Origin of the sequence: Dietzia cinnamea NBRC 102147 (genome assembly GCF_001571065.1) — a bacterium.
In the GTDB taxonomy this organism is placed as follows: Bacteria; Actinomycetota; Actinomycetes; order Mycobacteriales; family Mycobacteriaceae; genus Dietzia; species Dietzia cinnamea.
This window is the reverse complement of the sequence record NZ_BCSW01000005.1, coordinates 39,465-57,997: the sequence shown is the minus strand read 5'-3', so window position 1 is coordinate 57,997 and position 18,533 is coordinate 39,465. Positions and strand designations below refer to the sequence as shown.

The 18,533-nt window shown below is 71.5% G+C and carries 17 protein-coding genes; 12 read left to right on the top strand and 5 right to left on the bottom strand.

The window, feature by feature from the left end; translation table 11 throughout:
• Positions 1-20 precede the first annotated feature (20 nt).
• Entirely contained in the window at positions 21-1,643 is a 1,623-nt protein-coding gene (groL, locus tag DCI01S_RS03415) for a chaperonin GroEL (protein WP_061227951.1), read from the bottom strand.
• Positions 1,644-1,938: 295 nt separating this feature from the next.
• Between groL and DCI01S_RS03410 the strand changes: the two genes are divergently transcribed.
• Positions 1,939-2,415: an SRPBCC family protein gene (locus tag DCI01S_RS03410; RefSeq protein ID WP_061227950.1), complete on the top strand. Its 477-nt coding sequence runs from the start codon at positions 1,939-1,941 to the stop codon at positions 2,413-2,415.
• A gap of 7 nt (positions 2,416-2,422) precedes the next feature.
• Complete coding sequence (locus tag DCI01S_RS03405) at positions 2,423-3,142, top strand: DUF8017 domain-containing protein (RefSeq protein WP_061227949.1); 720 nt, start codon at positions 2,423-2,425, stop codon at positions 3,140-3,142.
• Between the two features lie 21 nt (positions 3,143-3,163).
• On the opposite strand, the gene DCI01S_RS03400 is transcribed toward DCI01S_RS03405, so the two are convergent.
• Positions 3,164-3,916, bottom strand: coding sequence for a hypothetical protein (locus tag DCI01S_RS03400; protein WP_244881634.1), 753 nt, complete (start codon positions 3,914-3,916; stop codon positions 3,164-3,166).
• Positions 3,917-3,998: 82 nt separating this feature from the next.
• Here DCI01S_RS03400 and DCI01S_RS03395 point away from each other — a divergent pair, with 82 nt between their 5' ends.
• From DCI01S_RS03395 to DCI01S_RS03350, 10 genes are all read left to right on the top strand, one after another.
• Entirely contained in the window at positions 3,999-5,450 is a 1,452-nt protein-coding gene (locus DCI01S_RS03395; RefSeq protein WP_061227947.1) for a M20/M25/M40 family metallo-hydrolase, read from the top strand.
• A 132-nt stretch (positions 5,451-5,582) separates the two neighbouring features.
• The gene (locus tag DCI01S_RS03390) at positions 5,583-6,806 is read left to right on the top strand and encodes an alpha/beta hydrolase (protein WP_061227946.1); all 1,224 of its coding nucleotides are present in this window, start codon (positions 5,583-5,585) and stop codon (positions 6,804-6,806) included.
• A gap of 38 nt (positions 6,807-6,844) precedes the next feature.
• Complete coding sequence (locus DCI01S_RS03385) at positions 6,845-9,202, top strand: AAA family ATPase (protein ID WP_061227945.1); 2,358 nt, start codon at positions 6,845-6,847, stop codon at positions 9,200-9,202.
• Positions 9,203-9,392: 190 nt separating this feature from the next.
• Positions 9,393-9,971, top strand: a complete 579-nt coding sequence (locus tag DCI01S_RS03380) for a hypothetical protein (RefSeq protein WP_061227944.1) — start codon at positions 9,393-9,395, stop codon at positions 9,969-9,971.
• Positions 9,972-10,101: 130 nt separating this feature from the next.
• Positions 10,102-13,146 (top strand): Na+/H+ antiporter subunit A, encoded by a 3,045-nt coding sequence (locus DCI01S_RS03375; RefSeq protein WP_061227943.1) that lies wholly within the window; start codon positions 10,102-10,104, stop codon positions 13,144-13,146.
• On the top strand, positions 13,143-13,742 hold the full coding sequence (locus DCI01S_RS03370; protein ID WP_061227942.1) for a Na(+)/H(+) antiporter subunit C: 600 nt from the start codon (positions 13,143-13,145) through the stop codon (positions 13,740-13,742). The genes DCI01S_RS03375 and DCI01S_RS03370 overlap by 4 nt, the downstream gene beginning before the upstream one ends.
• Entirely contained in the window at positions 13,739-15,364 is a 1,626-nt protein-coding gene (locus DCI01S_RS03365; RefSeq protein WP_061227941.1) for a Na+/H+ antiporter subunit D, read from the top strand. Before DCI01S_RS03370 ends, DCI01S_RS03365 begins: the two co-directional genes overlap by 4 nt.
• Position 15,365: 1 nt before the next feature.
• Complete coding sequence (locus tag DCI01S_RS03360; RefSeq protein ID WP_061227940.1) at positions 15,366-16,106, top strand: Na+/H+ antiporter subunit E; 741 nt, start codon at positions 15,366-15,368, stop codon at positions 16,104-16,106.
• Positions 16,103-16,396, top strand: coding sequence for a monovalent cation/H+ antiporter complex subunit F (locus DCI01S_RS03355; protein ID WP_061227939.1), 294 nt, complete (start codon positions 16,103-16,105; stop codon positions 16,394-16,396). Before DCI01S_RS03360 ends, DCI01S_RS03355 begins: the two co-directional genes overlap by 4 nt.
• Positions 16,393-16,761, top strand: a complete 369-nt coding sequence (locus DCI01S_RS03350) for a cation:proton antiporter (protein ID WP_061227938.1) — start codon at positions 16,393-16,395, stop codon at positions 16,759-16,761. The genes DCI01S_RS03355 and DCI01S_RS03350 overlap by 4 nt, the downstream gene beginning before the upstream one ends.
• 129 nt (positions 16,762-16,890) lie before the next feature.
• On the opposite strand, the gene DCI01S_RS03345 is transcribed toward DCI01S_RS03350, so the two are convergent.
• The 3 genes from DCI01S_RS03345 to napA form a co-directional block, all read right to left on the bottom strand.
• The gene (locus tag DCI01S_RS03345) at positions 16,891-17,238 is read right to left on the bottom strand and encodes a hypothetical protein (protein ID WP_061227937.1); all 348 of its coding nucleotides are present in this window, start codon (positions 17,236-17,238) and stop codon (positions 16,891-16,893) included.
• Positions 17,239-17,331: 93 nt separating this feature from the next.
• Positions 17,332-18,153 (bottom strand): LytR C-terminal domain-containing protein, encoded by an 822-nt coding sequence (locus tag DCI01S_RS03340; protein WP_061227936.1) that lies wholly within the window; start codon positions 18,151-18,153, stop codon positions 17,332-17,334.
• Positions 18,154-18,168: 15 nt separating this feature from the next.
• Entirely contained in the window at positions 18,169-18,498 is a 330-nt protein-coding gene (gene napA, locus DCI01S_RS03335) for a nucleoid-associated protein NapA (protein ID WP_061227935.1), read from the bottom strand.
• Between the last annotated feature and the right edge of the window lie 35 nt (positions 18,499-18,533).

Here is an 18,533-nt window from a genome sequence, read left to right as displayed (position 1 = left end):
GTCGCGCATGGGCTTTTAGATCAGAAGCCCATGCCGCCCATCTCGTCGCCACCCGGCATCGCCGGGGCGGCGGGCTCGGGCTTGTCGGCCACGACGGCCTCGGTGGTGAGGAACAGCGCGGCGATCGACGCGGCGTTCTGCAGCGCCGAGCGGGTCACCTTGACCGGGTCGTTGACGCCGGCCGCCAGGAGGTCCTGGTATTCGCCGGTGGCCGCGTTGAGGCCCTCGGAACCGGGGAGGTTGCGGACCTTCTCGGCCACGACGCCCGGCTCGAGGCCGGCGTTGAGGGCGATCTGCTTGAGCGGGGCGCTCAGGGCGAACTTGACGATGTTCGCGCCGGTGGCCTCCTCGCCCTCGAGGGACAGGCCCTCGATCGCGGCCTCGGACTTCACCAGGGCGACGCCACCGCCGGCGACGATGCCCTCCTCGACGGCCGCCTTGGCGTTACGCACGGCGTCCTCGATGCGGTGCTTGCGCTCCTTGAGCTCGACCTCGGTGGCCGCGCCCGCCTTGATGACGGCCACGCCGCCGGCGAGCTTCGCGAGGCGCTCCTGGAGCTTCTCGCGGTCGTAGTCCGAGTCGGAGTTCTCGATCTCGGCACGGATCTGGTTGACCCGGCCCTCGATCTGGCCCTGGTCGCCGGCGCCCTCGACGATGGTGGTCTCGTCCTTGGTCACGACGACCTTGCGGGCCTTACCGAGCATGGAGATGTCGGCGGTCTCGAGCGAGAGGCCGACCTCCTCGGAGATGACCTGGCCACCGGTGAGGATGGCGATGTCCTGCAGCATGGCCTTGCGGCGGTCGCCGAAGCCCGGGGCTTTGACGGCGACGGACTTGAAGGTGCCGCGGATCTTGTTGACGACCAGGGTCGACAGGGCCTCGCCCTCGACGTCCTCGGCGATGATCAGCAGCGACTTGTTCTCGCCGATGACCTTCTCCAGCAGCGGGAGCAGGTCCTTGACGGTGGAGACCTTGCCCGAGACGAGGAGGATGTACGGATCCTCCATGACCGCCTCCTGGCGCTCCGGGTCCGTCATGAAGTACTGCGAGATGTAGCCCTTGTCGAAGCGCATGCCCTCGGTGAGCTCGAGGTCCAGGCCGAAGGTCTGGGACTCCTCGACCGTGATCACGCCCTCCTTGCCGACCTTGTCCATGGCCTGGGCGATGAGCTCACCGATGGCCGGGTCGGCGGCGGAGATGCCGGCGGTCGCGGCGATCTGCTCCTTGGTCTCGATCTCCTTGGCGGAGTCGATGAGGTGCTTGGTGACGGCCTCGACGGCCTTCTCGATGCCGCGCTTGATGCCCATGGGGTTGGCACCGGCGGCGACGTTGCGCAGGCCCTCGCGCACGAGCGCCTGGGCGAGGACGGTGGCGGTGGTGGTTCCGTCGCCGGCGACGTCGTCGGTCTTCTTGGCGACCTCCTTGACCAGCTCGGCCCCGATCTTCTCGTACGGGTCCTCGAGCTCGATCTCCTTGGCGATGGAGACACCGTCGTTGGTGATGGTGGGGGCGCCCCACTTCTTCTCCAGCACGACGTTGCGACCCTTGGGGCCGAGGGTGACCTTGACGGCGTCGGCGAGCTGATTGAGCCCGCTCTCCAGGCCGCGCCGGGCCTCCTCGTCGAACGCGATCATCTTTGCCATGGGGTGAATCATCCTCCGGGTATGGGGTGACACGCGTGTGGTCAGCGTCGGTGCCCGCGACGGACGGTGCGGACCGTGTCGGATCCGCCCCTCACCTTGCGACCTCAGTTTCAGATCTTGCTGGCACTCAGGGTAACCGAGTGCCAATCGCTTTTCTAGCACTCGCCCCCGACGAGTGCAAAGGATCGACGGGTCCGCGTCCGGCGAACGCCTCACACGAACGTCCCTCACCGACCCGAGCCCTGCCCTACCATCGAGACGCCGTCCCACCCGCCCGTGTCGAAAGGCCCGCCGAATGCCCACCGAACCCGCCGCCATCGGCGCCATCGAGAGCTCCATCGAGATCGACGCCGCTCCGGCCAGGGTCTGGGAGGTCGTCTCCGAGGTCCGCAACGCCACGGAGTGGAGCAGCCAGGCGTGGAGGATCTTCTCACCCGGCGGCCGCACCACCAAGGGCACGTGGGCGATCAACCTCAACAAGCGCGGCCCTATCGTATGGCCCACAACGAGCCGGGTGGTGGAGTTCGAGCCCGGTCGCCGGTTCGCCAACCGGATCAACGAGAACACGACCGTGTGGGTGTTCGAGCTCGAGCCCACGCCGTCCGGTGGCACGCGACTGACCGAGCGCCGCGAGGTGCCGGACGGGCTCACCTTCATCTCCCGGTTCCTCACCGACAAGCTCTTCGGCGGACAGAAGTCGTTCACCGCCGAGATGGACCGCGGCGTGTCCACCTCGCTCCAGCGCATCAAGGCTCTCGCCGAGCGGGGCTGAGAGCGGAATGCCCCGCCCCGCCGCGGCGCTGCTCGCCGGCGCGCTCGTCGCGACGCTCACGGGGTGCACACTGTGGCCCGGCGGCGAGGACGAGCCGTACGAGCCCACCCGGGAGGAGCCCGGGCCCACTCTGGCCGCCGCGCCACCGCCGGCGGACTGGCAGGACGTGCGCAGCCCCACCGGCCTCGTGTACTCGGTTCCGCCGGACTGGGAGGTCGGTGACCCGTTCGGTGTCGACGAGGACGGCCACGACCCGGGGGCGGACTGGGGCTCGGGCTACGTGACCACCGCAAACGCCATCGCGGACAGGGACTACTGCGCGCTCGGGGGTCTGAGCTTCCGGACGCTGGTCGGCATCAGCGCGACGACGCTGCCGGGCGAGGCGCGCGATCAGGCCGAGTCGGCGTCGCGGGCGATGGCAGATTCCATCGACCGGCGCTTCACCGAGGCGGGAGCGGACGTCCCGGTTCCCGAGGCGCGCCGTATCGGGATCTCCGGGGTGCCCGCCTGGTATGTGTCACTGCGCGGTGAGGTGCGCCCGCCGCGCAACGCGTGCACGCCGCCGGTCATCCGCTTCGACACGATCGCGGTCTCCACCCGCACCCCGGACGGCGCGCCGGCGTCCACCGTCTTCGTCCTCATGTCCGACGAGCGGGAGCCCGGGGTTCAGCCGACGGAGACGATCGATACCGTTGTGGCCTCACTGCGCTACGACAACTCGGTGTAGACGCGCGGGACCGGTGAGGACTCAGGCCGCCGACGCGGGGCTGCTCGGTTCGGTCATGCGCGCAGCGGCGGGATCGACGTCCGCCGGCGCCTCCCCGGAGCCGGTGCCCGCCTCGAGGAACCGGGCCCAGTCCGCGCCGCACCGCGCCCACGCCCAGCCGGCGTCGGCCGCGGAGGCCGCCACGTCCACGGGGACCATGACGCGTCGGACAGGGACGTCCGGGCCGTCGACGGCCTCGACGACCAGCGCGCCGCCGGAACGCTCGTAGCGAAACCACCGCTCGTCGTCGACCTCCAGCTCCAGCCGGTCACCGTCGATCTCGAGATGGTCCACGAGCTGACCGAGAAGCTCGCGGGTGACCCACGGCAGCGTGCCCCGCGGCCGGCCGCGCACGGAGTGGTCGGCGATCCCCGCCCCGACCATGGTGGGGCGCCGGTTCACATCGATGTCGATGCGCTCGCGCGGATCCGCGGCGAGCCCGAGCTCGGGCGCGGTGACGCGGAGCTGGCGGGGCGCGGCCAGCCGCATGACCGCGTTGACCACGAGTGGGCGGGTGATGACCTCGGGACGGATGACGACGCCGACGCCCTCGATCTCGGGCCGTGCGCACAGCGCGCCGGTCTCGCCGATGGCCTCCGCCCCGGGGAAGCGCTCGGCGACCTCGTCGCGCAGGGCCTCGAGGTCGGCGCGGAGTCGCTGGGGGAGCTCGTCGACGTGCGCGAGCTCGCGGAATTCCTCTTCCGCCGGAGTGACGACGATCACAAAGCTGCTCATGACTCCGAAAATACTTCATTCCGCGTTCACTTGCTGTTCATCTTGCGCAGCCGTGTCGGACCCGGCCTCTATCCTGTTGCCCATGACCGACTCCTCCGCGTTCGCCGATCCCCACGCCGAGCTCGCGCCGCTGGCCGCCGCGGTGGGTGCGCAACTCGACCGCGCCCGCTCGGACCTGGCCGCGCTCGTCTCCGTGCCGTCGGTACACGGGGCCGAGCCGGAGGCCTGCGAGCGGGCGTGCGAGATGGTCCGCGATCTGCTCGCCGAGCTGCCGGTGCCGGGTCTGGGACCGGAGGCGGTGGAGGTGGTCGAGACGTCCGACGGGTCGCGGGCCGTGTTCGCCCACCGCCCGGCCGCGCCGGGTCGGCCCACCGTGCTGCTGTACAGCCATTACGACGTGCAGCCGACGGGCGACGAGGGGGCGTGGACCTCCTCGCCGTGGAAATTGACCGAGCGTGACGGCCGGTGGTACGGCCGCGGCGCGGCCGACTGTAAGGGCAACCTGGTCGTCCACCTCACCGCCCTGCGCGCCCTCGCCGCCGTGGGTGGATCAGAAGAGGACGACGACGACAAGGGCGGCTCGCCCGGGGCGGACCCGCTGGACGGCCTGGGGATCCGGATCGTCGTGGAGGGTTCCGAGGAGACCGGTGGCGGAGGGTTGGACGATCTCGTGGCCGATCGGCCGGACCTGGTGGCGGCGGACGCCATACTCATCGCCGATTCCGGGAACGTCTCGGTGGGCACCCCCACGCTGACGACCAGCCTCCGGGGGATCGCGAACGTCGTCGTCGCCGTCGACACCCTCGAGGCCGGGGTCCACTCCGGCCAGTTCGGCGGCGCGGCGCCCGACGCGCTGGCCGCACTGCTCTCGGTTCTCGCTTCCATGCGCGACCCGCAGACCGGGGCGACCACCGTCGACGGACTCGACTTCTCGGGGCGGTGGGACGGACAGGCCTACCCCGAGGAGACGTTCCGCGCCGATGCCGGCGTCCTCGACGGCGTCGATGTCTCCACGGCCGCGCCGGTGGCCGACCTCGTGTGGGCCCGCCCCGCGGTGACGGTGCTGGGCATCGACTGCCCGCCGGTCGAGGGCTCGATCGCGGCCGTGCAGCCCCACGCCCGTGCCCTGATCAACCTGCGCGTCCCACCGGGGATGGACCCGGTCGAGGCGCAGGGGCTGCTCACCGCGCATATCGAGCGCCGCCGCCCCTGGAACGCCCGGGTGACGGTCGAGCCCGAGGCCGTCGGCCACCCGTTCCGCTCCGTGCCCGCGGGCGGGTCCGACCCGGTGCACGACCTGCTCTCGCGGTGCCTCGCGCAGGCCTACGGTGCCGAGGAGGTCGCGGAGGTCGGCTCGGGCGGGTCGATCCCGCTGTGCACGGCGCTGCAGCGCGCGCACCCGGACGCAAGCATCGCCCTGTTCGGCGTCGAGGACCCGGCGGCCGCAATCCACTCCCCCGACGAGAGCGTCGATCCCCGGGAGATCGAGCGCATCGCCCTCGCCGAAGCGGCGTTCCTCCAGCGCTACCGCTGACCGGGGGCGGGGAGCTGAACCGGCTGGACGCTGAACCCACCACGCGCATCTCGGTAACAGTGTGACGGAACAGTGCGATAGTGGATGCAGTGGCGGCTGTCCAGTCCCGGCTGCCCGGAGCAAGGAGCCGCCATGACCGTCCCCGCACCCGTCGCCGCCGTGCCGAGCACGCGGCGGACATCCGCCGCCCGCCGAGCGGGGCGCGCCCTGCTCGCCACCGCCACGGCCGCGGCCCTGAGCGTCGGCCTCGTCCCGGCATCGGCGCAGGCCCAGGGCCTGCCCGGCTCGATCAGCCCCGAGCAGATCGCCAACGACGCCCTCGGCACCATCTCGCCCGAGAGCCTCAGCCAACTCCTCTACTTCGGCAACCTCCCCGGCTCCTCGGGTTCGTCGATGATGAACATCGCCCACCGGCTCGGCTTCTCGCCCAACATGTTCGCCGGCCCGCCGCCGCCGTCGCCGCAGCCCAACCCGAACATCCGCGAGACGAAGTTCGTCGAGGTCCTGGAGAAGGACGGCCGTTACGAGCGCTGGCTCATCGACTCCGCGGACATGCAGCGCGGCATCACCGTCGAGGTCTACCGAGCACCGGGCGGCGGCGCCGGCGCGCCCTTCCTCTACCTCCTCGACGGCGTGGGCTCCGAGCTGCCCAGCGGCTTCATGCAGTGGGGCGCGGCCGAGCAGTTCGCCGATCAGAACGTCAACCTCATCATCCCCACGGGCGGCCAGGGCTCCATGTGGTCCGACTGGAACGCGCCCGACCCCGTGCTGGGCATCAGCAAGTGGGAGACGTTCATCACCCGCGACCTCCCGCGGATCGCCGAACCCCGCCTCAGCGCCAACACCAACCGCGCGATCGGCGGCATCTCGATGGGCGCCGGCGCGGCCGTGACCATCGCGACCCGGCACCCCGGCCTGTACAACGGCGTGTTCGGCGTCTCCGGCTGCTACTCCACCGACGCGCTCGGGCAGATCCTCACCCGCTACACGGTCGAGAGCCGCGGCGCGACGCTCACCAACATGTGGGGCGAGCCCGGCAACGAGCAGTGGGCCGCCCACGACGCCCTCCTGAACGCCGAGAACCTGCGCGGCAAGGCCATCTACCTCTCGTCCAGCACCGGCGTGGCCAACCCCGGTGACTGGGAGGCGTACAACAACGACGCGGCCAACTTCGTCGCCGGCATGGCGCTCGAACAGGCCACCGACCGGTGCACGTGGGACGCCGACCGCCGCCTGCGGCAGCTGGGGATCCCGGCGCGCATCGACCACCTCCCGACGGGCATGCACAACTGGTCCTACTACTCGCGCCAGATCCCCGTCGCGTGGAACGCCATCAAGCACAGCGTCGGCCTCTGACCGCCGGGCCGTGACGGCGCGCCGATAGGCTCGGCGGCGTGAACGCGCGCCCGGATCTGGACCTGACCCTGCGACTGTCCGCCTCCGCGGCCGACTCCCGCCGGGGCATCGTACGCGCGCACCCCGAGGTGATCCTCGCGCTGGGGATGCGGGAGTGGGACGCGATCGAGATCGTCGGCGCCCGGACCACGGGGGCGGTGGTGGCCGCCGCGAAGCCGGGTTCGCCGAGCGGGATCCTCGTGGTGGACGAAGTCGTGGCCGCCAACTGTGGTCTCGGCGAGGACGCACGCGTCACCGTGCGGGCCGCGCAGGTCACGGGTGCGCAGTCGATCGAGGTGCAGGGGCTCCCGCCGGCGGGGCGGGGGGTCGCCGAGCGGGTGCTGCGGTCGGCGCTGCTGGGCAAGGTGGTGCGCGTCGGCGATTCGGTGACGCTGCTGCCCCGCGACCTCGGGCCACAGTTCCCCACCGGGGACACCACCCGCACCCTACGCAACACGATGGGCGCGCAGTGGAGCACGGAGCTGCTCACCGTGACCGCGACCGTTCCCGACGGCATCGTGTCCGTGCAGCCCACCACCGCGGTGGTGACGGGCGCGGCGACGGCGACCGCGCCGCGCACAGCAGCGGCGGCCGGAACGACGGCGGCGGTGACGACGACGAGTTCCCTCTTCCCCGCCGGTCCCGCCGCAGGCGGCGTCCACGCGTCGGGGTCGTCCGGCACCGCGGCCGCCGGGCGGACCGCGGGCGCCGGGAGCGCGGATGGGGCCGACGGTTCGGCGATCTCGGCCGTCGCGCGCGAGGATCTCGTGGGCGTGGGTGACCAGGCCGAGGTGCTGGAGCAGTGGCTCTCGCTCGCGCTGGACCGGTCGGAACTGCTGCGGACGCTGGGCGCGTCGCCGCACCTCGGGGTGCTGGTGGCGGGGCCGCCGGGGGTCGGCAAGGCGACGCTCGTGCGGTCGGTCGCGGGCGACCGGCGTCTCGAGGTGATCGACGGGCCGTCGGTCGGCTCCCTCGACCCGGCGTCACGGTTGGAGGCGGTGCGGGCGGCCGCCGAGCGCACGCGTGAACACGGCGGGATCCTGTTGGTGACCGACGTCGACGCGCTGCTGCCGGCCGAGTCCGAGCCGGTCTCCACCCTGGTCCTGGACCGGTTGAGGTCGGTGGTCGCGGCCCCGGGTGCGGCGCTGGTCGCGACGTGCGTCCGGCCGGAGGACGCCGACCCCCGACTGCGCGATCCCGACGTGTGCGACCGCGTCCTGGACCTACCGCTGCCCGACGCCGCCGACCGCGCCGCCCTGCTGGCCGTCATGCTGCGGGACGTGCCCGCCGCGGACCTCGACCTGTCCGCCGTCGCCGATCGCACGCCCGGCTACGTGGCGGGCGACATGCGGGCGCTGACCCGCGAGGCGGCACTGCGCGCAGCCGCCCGCGCCACCGGCGGCACCGACGGCGGCACCGACGGCGGCACCGACGGCACGGGAGCCGCGGACGACGCCCTCTCCGGCGCCCGCCTCGAGCAGGAGGACCTCCTCGGCGCCATCAGCGTGATCCGACCGCTCTCCCGCTCGGGGACGGAGGAGCTGAGCCTGGGCTCGATCACGCTCGACGACGTCGGTGACATGGAGGAGGTGCGCCAGGCGCTCACCGAGACGGTGCTGTGGCCGCTGCAGCACCGCGAGTCCTTCGAGCGCCTGGGCGTGCAGCCACCGCGGGGTGTCCTGCTGTACGGCCCGCCCGGCTGCGGCAAGACGTTCGTGGTCCGTGCACTCGCGGCGAGTGGGCGACTGACCGTGCACATGGTCAAGGGCGCCGAGCTCATGGACAAGTGGGTCGGGTCGTCGGAGAAGGCTGTCCGCGACCTGTTCCGCAAGGCCCGCGACTCGGCGCCGTCCCTGGTGTTCCTCGACGAGATCGACGCCCTCGCCCCACGTCGCGGCCAGACCGGCGACTCCGGGGTGGGCGACCGCGTCGTTGCCGCGCTGCTCACCGAGCTCGACGGCGCCGAGCCGCTGGGCGACGTGGTCATCCTCGGCGCCACCAACCGGCCCGAGCTCATCGATCCCGCGTTGCTCCGCCCCGGGCGGCTCGAGCGACTGGTGTTCGTCCCGCCGCCGGACGCGGAGGCCCGCGCCGACATCCTGCGCGCCGCCGGCCGTGACGTCCCGCTGGCCGACGACGTCGACCTGGACGAGCTCGCCGCCGACCTCGACGGCTACTCCGCCGCCGACTGCGCGGCCCTGCTGCGTGAATCGGCGTTGACCGCGATGCGCCGGGACATCGACGCGGCCGAGGTCACCGCCGACGACGTGGCCCGCGCGCGCCTCGCCGTGCGGCCGTCGCTCGACCCCGACCAGGTCGAGAACCTGCGGCTCTACGCGGAGCGACGCGCCGACTGAGCCGGCCCGGGAGCTCGAGGCGTCGACCACACGGGCTTGCCGGGTCCGCGGACGGCAGCCTATGGTGGGGATCATGCGGAAGATTCTCGTAGTAACCGGACGTAACGGGGCCTGACAGACCGGCACCCCCGTTGCGTGGTTGCTCTTTCTCCGTCGGTCATCGTCACCGACGTCGAGAAGCGAGAACACCATGAACGCCGCCACGCACCACCTCCCCACCGGCATCAACGGCCGCACCCCCCACGGCAGCATCGCCCGCGACACCGACTCCCGCGGTGCCACCGCCACTCCCTGCCCCTTCGCCGAACGCTTCGGGCGGCGCATGCCCCGCGGATTCGCCGAGGAGGCGGCCGGGATGGACTGGCGGGCCCTCGTCGACACCTACGCCCCCTCGTCCGACCACTTCCACCTGGCCGATTTCTCGCGGCGCCCGCTCGGTCGTGGGATCACCGCCTACGAGGCGATCCTGGCCACCCGCACCGCCGACGACGCGCCCGGAGACTTCCGCGCTCACCGTCTCACCACCGAGTCCTGTGGCGACCTCACGGCGATGTCGGAGATGCTGAGCCGGGTCGGCGCGCCCGCCGAGATCGAGCGGTTCCACCAGTACGAGGGGCGCGGGTTCGACGAGGCGACGTCGTCGTGGTGCACCATCCTGCGAGCGACGAGTGGCAGGCGCGAGACGTGGGCACTCGGCTTCGGCCAGACCGCGGCGGAGGCGTCCATCTCCGCGCTGCTCAGCGCAGCGACCCGTCTTCACCTGCGGTGAAAGCGGCTCGAAACGCTGTTCTGTAAAGTAGGCGCAGTAACCACGCCCCGGTCGACACCGGTCGCCCGCCCCCTCCCGGCGGGTCCATCCGCATGTCGTCGTCCGATCGACGCAAGGGAAGGAGCCGCCGGTGATCGTGATCCTCGCGGCCCATGCCGTGGCCGCCCTGATCGCGCTCCCACTGGTGCTGAGGCTCGGACGCCGCGCTTTCCCGCTGCTGGCGCTCGTCCCCGCCGGCGGCGCGGTATGGGTGGCCGCCAATCTCGACCGTGTGCCCACGGAGACCCTCCAGTGGGCGCCCGGCATCCACCTGACGCTGGACCTGCGGATGGACGCGCTGTCCGCACTGATGTCCCTCATCGCACTGGGCGTCGGCGCGCTCGTCCTGTTCTACTGCACCTGGTACTTCGACGACACCGAGCCCCGCCTGCACCTGTTCGCGGCCGAGATGGTCGCGTTCGCCGGAGTCATGTTCGGCCTGGTCGTGGCCGACAACATGGTGCTGCTCTACACCTTCTGGGAGATCACCTCCGTCCTGAGCTTCCTACTCGTCGGCCACTACGCGGAGCGGGCGACATCCCGCCGCGCCGCCACACAAGCCCTGCTCGTCACCACACTCGGCGGCCTGGCGATGCTGGTCGGCATGATCATCCTGGCCCAGGAGGCCGGAACCTACCTGCTCAGCGAGATCGTCGCCTCTCCGCCGTCCGGCTCTCTCGTCCACTGGGCTCTCGGCCTGGTGATCGTCGGCGCGACGAGTAAATCCGCCATCGCCCCCCTGCATTTCTGGCTCCCCGGAGCCATGTCCGCACCCACGCCGGTGAGCGCCTACCTGCACTCCGCGGCGATGGTCAAGGCCGGGGTCTTCCTCGTCGCCGCCTTCAGCCCGGGCCTGTCCGGATCGTCGACGTGGCAGCTGCCGCTCATCGTTCTCGGCCTGGTGTCCCTGCTCATGGCCGGCTGGCGCGCCCTGCGGGAAACCGACCTCAAGCTGGTGCTCGCCTTCGGAACCGTGTCCCAGCTGGGGTTCCTGCTGGTCCTGGTCGGCATCGGATCGCGCGACACGATGCTCGCCGGACTCACGATGCTGCTGGCGCACTCGCTGTTCAAGTCCGCGCTGTTCATGGCCGTCGGCGTCATCGACAAGACCACCGGCACCCGGGAGATCCGCGAACTGTCCGGTCTGGGCCGCAAGAGTCCCGCTCTCGCCGTCTTCTTCACCCTCGCCGCCGCGTCGATGGCCGGTCTCCCGCCCTTCCTCGGATTCGTCGGTAAGGAATCCGCGTTCGCCACCACGCTGACCGAGGAGCGGCTCCACGGCATGCCGGCGCTCGTCGTCACCGCCGGGCTGGTCGTCGGCTCGGTCCTCACCTTCTCCTACACCGCCCGCCTCGTCATGGGCGCGTTCCGCTCCAAGCCGTTCTTCCCGGACGGGATCAGCCCCGCGGTCGCCGAGTCGAAGCCGGTCACCCCGCTCTTCCTCTCCGTGCCCGCGCTCCTCTCCGTCGCCGGCCTCGTGCTCGGTGTGTGGTCGGCGCCCGTCGAGGCACTGCTCACCCGGTTCGTCGACGTCGCGTTCCCGCCGGGCAGCCCGTGGGCGGGCGAGGAGGCCTACCACCTCGGGCTGTGGCACGGGTTCGGTGTCCCGCTCGCGCTCACCGCGGTCGTATACGTCCTCGGCACCATGCTCTACGTCGCGCAGCGGACCGTGGAGCGGATGCAGTTCGAGTCGCCCGCCCTGGGTAACGCGGACCGCATCTACGACGCCGTCCTGCGCTTCTTCGACATCTTGTCGCTGCGCCTGACCGCCAGCATCCAGCGCGGCTCCCTCCCGCTGACCCTGGGCATCATCCTGTTCACGCTCGTGGTGTTCCCCTTCGTGTCCCTGCTGGTCGGCACCCGCGAGGGCCTGCGGATGGAACTGTCCGCCAATCCGGTCGTGCTGTTCGTCATGATCCCCATGACCGTCGCCGCGGTCGCCGCCACCGTCCTGCGCAACCGCCTCGCCGCGGTCGTCAACATGTCCGTGACCGGCTACGGCGTCGCCGTGATCTTCGCCTTCCACGGTGCTCCCGACCTCGCGCTCACCCAGGTGCTGGTCGAGACGCTGATGATGGTCACGTTCGTGCTGGTCCTGCGCACGATGCCCGCCGAGGTGCCCCTGTCCGACGGCTTCCGCCGCCTGCGCGCCTGGCTCGGCATCGGCGTGGGACTCCTCGTCGTCATCGTCGGCGCGTACGCCATCAACGCCCGCCAGGACCCAGCCGTGTCCACGGTCTTCCCGGACATCGCCTACCGGATCGGCAACGGCGCCAACGCCGTCAACGTCACCCTCGTCGACATCCGCGCCTGGGACACCCTCGGCGAGATCACCGTGCTGCTGGTCGCCGCGACCGGTGTGGCCAGCCTCGTCTTCCGCAATCGTCGCTACGGCTCCGGGCCACGCATCGCTGACGCCGACAAGACCCGCTCCGGACGGCGCGGGATGGAGGCGGCCCGGATCGTCATCGAGGCACCGGGGGCTTCGCCCGGCCGGTGGCTGGTCGGCGCGACCGTGCGCGACCCCCGCGCCCGCTCGCTCGTCCTCGAGGTCACCACCCGTCTCATCTTCCCCACGATGATGATCCTGAGCCTGTTCTTCTTCTTCGCCGGCCACAACAACCCCGGCGGCGGTTTCGCCGGGGGGCTGGTCGCGGGTCTCGCGCTCGTTCTGCGCTACCTCGCGGGTGGCCGTTACGAACTCGGCGAGGCCGTCCCGATCGATGCCGGACGGATCCTCGGCGCCGGCCTCCTGCTGGCCGCCGGTACCGCCGCCGCCTCGATGGCCCTCGGTGCGCCGCCGCTGTCCAGCGCCACCTTCGAGTGGACGCTGCCCGTGTTCGGTGAGGTCAAGCTCGTCACCGCGCTGTTCTTCGACGCGGGCGTGTACCTCATCGTCGTCGGCCTGGTCCTCGACATCCTCCGCAGCCTGGGAGCGCGGCTCGACCTCGACGCCGAGGACCTCGAGGAGCTCAGGGCCGTCTACGTCGACGCCACCGACTCGCCCTCCACCGCCGCCCTGCGCCGCGTCCCCGGCGTCGACAGCGAAGCTCCACGGTCCGACCTGGCCGCGCGCCGCGCCGCGCGTCTCGAGGCCGCCGAGAACCAGGGCACCACACCCCAGGGGATGCCATGACCGCCGACTTCGCACTCCTACTCATGGCCGGTGTCCTCAGCGCCACCGGTGTCTACCTGCTTCTCGAGCGCGCGATCATCAAGATCCTGCTCGGCATCATGATCCTGTCCAACGGCGTCAACCTGCTCATCCTCGCGGCCGGTGGAGCCCCGGGGAACCCGCCCATCCGCGGCCGGTCATGGGGCGACAACACCGTCGACTCGGATCCGTTGTCCCAGGCGATGATCCTCACCGCGATCGTCATCACCGCCGGCGTGGGTGCGTTCATCCTGGCCCTGGCCTACCGCTCCTATCAGTTCACCACTGTGGACGAGGTCGCGGACGACGCCGAGGACACCAAGATCGCCCAACGCTCCCCCACCGACGCCTGGTCCGCTCCGGACCGCGACGCCTCGGACGACCAGACCACGGGCCAGCCCACCGAACTCGGCGACCACGTGGATTACGACGACGAGGACCTCGAGGAAGCCGAGGCCGAAGCCGAAGCCCGGGCGGAGGCCCGCGCAGAGGCCAGGGCGAAAGCCGAGGCCGAGGCGCGGGAGGTCGACAGACGAGAGCGGCGGTACAAGAAGGCCGGTAAGGAGGAGGAACTGTGATCTCTCCCGACCTCTTCGGGTACCTCATCCCCTCCGTCGTCCTCCTGCCGCTGCTCGCGGCCGCGCTGTGCCTGGTGGTCTCCCGCCGGCCGCGGGTCCAGAACATCATCACCATCACGACCCTGTCCGCTCTGCTCGTCATCTCCGGGCTCCTGCTGGTGCTCACGGACTCGCACGGCATGCACACGGTGCAGGTGGGCGGGTGGGACGCCCCGGTCGGCATCACCCTGGTCGCCGACCGGCTCAGCGCCCTGATGCTGTGTGTGGCCGCCATCGTGCTGCTGACGGTCATCATCTATGCCGTCGGGCAGGGTGTCCGCGACGGCGACGGCGACCAGCCCACCTCGATCTTCCTGCCCACCTACCTCGCGCTGGCGGCGGGACTCAACGCCGCCTTCATCGCGGGCGACCTGTTCAACCTGTTCGTCGGGTTCGAGATGCTCCTGGCCGCGTCCTACGTCCTGCTCACGCTCGGGGCCAGCCAGGAACGCGTCCGCGCGGGGGTGTCGTACACCGTCGTGTCGATGGTCTCGTCCATGGTCTTCCTGCTGGGGATCGCGCTGACGTACTCGGCCGTCGGCACGCTCAACCTGGCTCAGCTGGCCACGCGGATGGCGGAGGTGCCGGAAGGCCTGCGCAACACGATCTTCGCAGTGTTCCTCGTGGCGTTCGGTATCAAGGCCGCGGTCTTCCCGCTCTCCACCTGGCTGCCCGACTCCTACCCGACCGCTCCCGCCCCGGTCACCGCCGTGTTCGCCGGCCTGCTCACTAAAGTCGGCGTGTACGCGATCATCCGCTTCCACACCCTCGTGTTCCCCGGGGGCGGGATGGACGGGGTACTGCTCGTCGCCGGTCTTCTCACGATGGTCGTGGGCATCCTCGGCGCGATCGCCCAGTCCGACATCAAGCGAATACTGTCGTTCACGCTGGTGAGTCACATCGGCTACATGATCTTCGGCATCGCGCTGTCCAGCGAAGCCGGGCTCAGCGCGGCGATCTACTACGTCGGGCACCACATCATCGTCCAGACGACCCTCTTCCTCGTGGTCGGTCTGATCGAACGCCAGGCGGGGTCGTCGTCCCTGCGTCGGCTCGGATCCCTCGGCGTCGCCAGTCCCGTCCTCGCGGTCACGTTCCTCGTCCCCGCGCTCAACCTCGGAGGCATCCCCCCGTTCTCCGGGTTCATCGGCAAGCTCGCGGTCGTCCAGGCCGGCGCGGAGAAGGGCGGAGCCCTGCTGTGGGTGCTCATCGCGGGCGCCATGGTCACCAGCCTGCTGACGCTCTACGTGGTCGCGCGCGTGTGGTCCAAGGCCTTCTGGCGGCCGCGGGCCGACGCCCCGGAGGGTGCCCTCGCGCTGGCCCGGCCGCTGTCCCTCCTCCCCTCCGACGAGTACGTCGAGTTCGACGAGCGCGAGGAGGTCGGCAAGATGCCCTGGAGCATGCTCGCCCCGACGTGGGCGCTCATCGTGGTCTCGCTGCTCATGACGATCTTCGCCGGACCGCTGCTCCGGGTGGCAGACGGCGCCGCCGCCACCCTGCGCGAGCGCGCCGAGTACCTCTACACGGTCCCCACCGACACCTCACCCGACCGGTACGTCGACTCCGTGACGGGGGTGCGCTGACATGGGACGCAAGCCTTCTCCCGACCTGCGGGTGCTCGGCGCCCGCGTCTTCATGACGTTGTGGCTCACCTTCGCCTGGGTACTGCTGTGGGGCAGCTTCGACATCGGCACCGTCGTCTCCGGACTGCTCGTGGCGATCCTGGTGATGGTGGTCCTGCCCCTGCCGCGGGTGCCGGTCGAGGGTCTGCTCCGGCCGCTGTCCACGGTCTGGCTCGTGCTGGTCGTGGCGTTCTACCTGATCCGGTCGTCGCTGATCGTCTCCTGGCAGTCGATCCGGCCGAAGGCGCCACCCCGGTCCGCGGTGCTGCGCGCGCCGATGCGACTGAAGTCAGACTTCAACCTCGCCCTGGCGGTGAACACCCTCAACCTGCTGCCCGGCGGCATCGTGGTCCGAGTCGACCCGGTGGCCCGCTACGTCTACGTGCACGTCCTGGACGCCGGTACCGACGAGGCCGTGGAGCGGTTCCGCCGCCAGACCGCACACGTGGAGAAGCTCTACCTCCGCGCCTTCGAGCGAGACGAGGACTGGAGGCCGAGCCCCGGGCACTACTCGGCCCCCGCCGACAGGGCCCCGAGCGCCGCGAGCACCGTGGCGCCCGCGGAGCCGGTGGATCCCGCCGGCGACACGGACCCGGCAGATCCCGACGCCGACCGGGCCGCCGGCCCCGACAACCCCGCAGGCCCCGATGGCGACGAGAAGAAGCCGTTCGATCCCACGACGGAAGAGGAGGGACCCTGGTGAGCGTCGCACTCGTCCTCTGGATCCTGGCGATCATCGCGCTGACTGCCGCGCTGTTCGTGACGATGATCCGTCTGGTCGGCGGACCCAACACCCTCGACCGGCTCATCTCCCTCGACATGATGGTCGCCGTCGCTCAAGGGGGCATCGCCGTCTACATCGCGTGGACGAAGGACACCACCCCCGCAGCGGCGCTCGTCGCGCTGGCACTGGTCGCGTTCCTGGGTTCGGTGTCCGTGGCCCGGTTCCGCGTCAGCGACAACATCGGCACCCCCGAGGAGGCCATTTCATGAGCGACGACCTCATCGAGATCATCGCCGCGCTGTTCGTTCTCGCCGGCGCGCTACTGACCTTGTGCAGCGCGATCGGCCTCGTGCGGTTCCGCGACACCCTCAGCCGAATGCACCCGGCGGCCAAACCTCAGGTGCTCGGGCTGGTCCTCGTCCTCATCGGCGCGGGGATCCGGGTTTTCCCGGACATCGACCTCGGCATGCTCGTCCTCACCGCGATCGTGGCCGTGTGCGCCGCACCCGTGATCGCCAACCGGGTGGGCAATCTCGCCTACCGCGAGAGTGTGGAGGACGGGACCATCACCCACGAGGCGCCCGTGCTGGAGAAGTACACCGGCCCCCGTCTCGACGGCCGCGGACCCCTCTGAGCCGCACCGCGGGCCGCAGAGCCGGGGCTTGAGCGCCGGGCCTGGCGCCGCCTGCGGCCACACACGACGCGAGCCCCGCACCCGTCTGCTCGGGTGCGGGGCTCGCGGGTCCGGTGGCCGGACCGGAGATCAGGGGGCGGGCCGCGTCGGAACCGCGCTGCCGGCCTGCTGCCCGGCGCCCGGGACCGGGAGTCCGTCGTCGGTGGTGGCCTGGCCGCCGCCCTCGTCTCCACCCTCACCGGGGATGCCGGCCGCGGTAGTGCCGGCCTCGAAGTCCTCGATCGTGTCGGGGTCGTCGGTCTCCTGCGTCTCCGGGATGGAGGAGTGGGGCGCGGACTCCTCGGAGTACGTGGGCAGCGTGTACGGCGCGTCGGGATCGGCCGGCTCCTGGTTGGGGCTGCACGCGGCCACGGCGAACGCGAGGGCGAGTGCGGGAGCCGCGACCAGGATGCGGCGGGCGGTCTGACGCGGGGCCATGGGGGCTCCTTCGATCTCGGGAGGCTGCAAGTCGCTACTGGGCGTGCGTCCCGCGGACGGGCCGGACGCGTGGGCTCATCATATCCTCAGGGGTCAGCGGTCGAGATCCTGGGTGACGATCACGATCACCCCGGGAGCCTCCCCCGCCAGATCCGCCGGACGCGGCTTGGCGGTGATCCCCAGCTGGGCGGCGATCGCCTGCGCGGCCTGCTGCTCACCGGGCCCGGTGCCGTAGAAGGCGGTGGACTCCGCCACCACGCCGCGGTTGGACGGCATGTTGGCCACGTCGCCCACCGCGAAGCCGCTCTCGCGCAGCGCCTCGCCCGTGCGGGCTGCCAGGCCGGTGACGGTGCTGTTGTTGAAGATCTGCACCGGCACGCTGGTCACGTCCGGTCCGGGCGCGCCGGGCTGGGCGGGAGGCTGCCCGGCCGCGGGCGGGTCGGCCGGGGCGGCGGGATCGCCGGGCTGGGCCTCGCCGCCGGCCTCGCCGGGGGCTCCCACCGCGCCGTCCTGACCACCGGGGGCGCCGCCCTGGGCGGGTGCACCCTCAGCCCCGCCGGCCTCACCCTGCGCGGGCTGGCCGTCGGCGCCCTGACCGGTCGAGCCGTCCTGCTCGACCTGGGAGGTGCCCTCGTCGGCGGTGGGGGCCGCCTCGTCGTCGTCGCCCCCGAACAGCTGCACCAGCCCGATGCCCACGGCGAGCACGACCGCCGACAGCAGCACCATCGCGATGGCGCGGTACGGCGGGCCGCTGGGCTCGTCGGGGTCGCCAGCGCCCGGGCCGTAGGGGTCGTCGGCGTCGTACGGGCCGCCGTCCCGGGGGTCGCCGTACCGTGCGTCGTCGTACCGGGGATCGCCGTGGTCGGGGTCGCCGGGCTGCGGGGCGTACTGCGGGTTCTCGGACTGGGAGCTCACGCGCCCGAGTCTAGGTCAGTCGAGGCGCATTCCCAGGTTGCGCGCCGCGCGTGCCTTCTGGCGGCTCGAACGCATGCGGCGCAGCCGCTTGACGAGCAGGGGATCGGCGGCCAGCGCCTCGGGGCGGTCGATGAGGTCGTTGAGGATCTGGAAGTAGCGGGTGCCCGACATGTCGAACTGCTGCCGGATCGCCTCCTCCTTGGAACCGGCGAACTTCCACCACTGCCGCTCGAACTCGAGCATCTTCTGATCCCGCTCCGACAGGACGGGGTCGGCGGCGGGCAGCGGGCCCTCCCGGTCGCCTCCGGTGGTTGCCTCACGCGTCGCGGCAGCCGATCGACCCATGCGCGCACCTCCTCGTGTACCAACGGGCACCGCAC